Here is a 1,512-nt window from a genome sequence, read left to right as displayed (position 1 = left end):
CAAAACCTCAAGAAGTGGACCAAGTTACGATCCCTTCAATCACATGGTATAGATTTAAGTTACCACAAATAAGGAAAAAAGAAAAGAAGAAAAAATTCACGAGGAAAGTGAACTTTTTCTTGACTCCCCACTTTTTCAACACTTTGAAATCTCCTGCCTAGGCAGGAGATTTAGTCTTTTATTGCGGAAAGAAATGAATCGATAATACTTACATCATTTGTAATTAGAAAAGCAGGGAGTAATGCAATAATGGCCACAACCGTCGCGTATGAAACGATAACATTTTTCACTATTTTCACAGTGCTCACTTCCTTTTGATTTTATTTTCTTATTTTTCTGTTATTTTGTCAATCTTTTTTATTAGCGAAACTTTTGTACGAAAATGGTATAATAACAAAATAGTTGTTTTAAGAAGGGAGGATTACGATGCGAATACGAGATTGGGATCGAAACTTACGTATTCGTTTAATTGGGGAATCACTCGTTGGAGTTACTTTTTGGATGATATTTCCTTTTATCGCCATTTATTTTTCTGGCATATTCGGTCGAGAAAAAACAGGTGTATTGCTTGTTATTTCGCAATTATTTTCGGTAATTGCTAATTTACTTGGAGGGTATTTTGCTGATCGATTTGGAAGAAAGAAGATGATGGTGCTTGCAGCGTGTGGACAAGCGCTTGCTTTTTTCTTATTTGCACTATCCAATTCTCCGTTATTCTCATCACCGTTGATGAGTTTTATTTGTTTTGCCCTCGTAGGCGTATGCGGCTCACTTTATTGGCCTGCAAGTCAGGCGATGGTTGCAGATGTTGTTTCAGAAAAAGATCAAAGTCGCGTGTTTGCTGTATTTTATACGATGAATAACATCATGGTTGTCATCGGTCCACTCCTTGGAGGAGTATTTTATCCTGAACACCAGTTTTTCTTACTTCTCATCGCAGGGACGTTTTGTGCGATCGTTGCGATTGTTCTTTTTATTTATTTAGATGAAACAGCACCGATATGGAGAAAAACAACAGGAACATGGTATATGTTTTTTATTGAGCAGTTAAACAATTATCGCCTCATCGTAAAAGATCGTACGTTTCTTTTATTTATTGTTGCTGGTATTCTTGTGGCACAAACGTTTATGCAACTCGACATTTTACTTCCTGTTTACATAAAGGAAGTCGTTTCAAAACAAACGTTATTTTCTGTCGGACATTGGTCGCTTTCGTTGAGCGGGGAGAAGGCGTTTAGTGTTCTGATTGCGGAAAACGGATTGCTTGTTGCTTTATTTACGGTAGCTGTGACGAAGTGGATGGAAAACTATAAAGAAAAATGGGTGTTTGTCTTTTCTTCACTTTTTTACGGAATCGCCATTTTTCTTTTTGGTCAAACCACATCTCTATGGATGATGATCTTTTTAATTGCTTTATTTACGCTAGCAGAACTGATGACAGTCGGTTTACAACAAACGTTTGTTGCTAAATTGGCACCCGAGCATATGCGTGGACAATATTTTGCTGCAGCG

The 1,512-nt window shown here is 37.1% G+C and carries 1 protein-coding gene; it reads left to right on the top strand.

The window, feature by feature from the left end:
• Positions 1-426 precede the first annotated feature (426 nt).
• Positions 427-1,512 (top strand): MDR family MFS transporter (locus LD028_RS02235; protein WP_237810802.1); only part of this gene is annotated, 1,086 nt, incomplete at its 3' end.

This window comes from Anoxybacillus sp. LAT27, assembly GCF_022030075.1.
Lineage (GTDB): Bacteria > Bacillota > Bacilli > Bacillales > Anoxybacillaceae > Anoxybacillus > Anoxybacillus kestanbolensis.
Note: the sequence above shows the minus strand (reverse complement) of the source record. Positions and strands in the feature narration are given on the sequence as shown.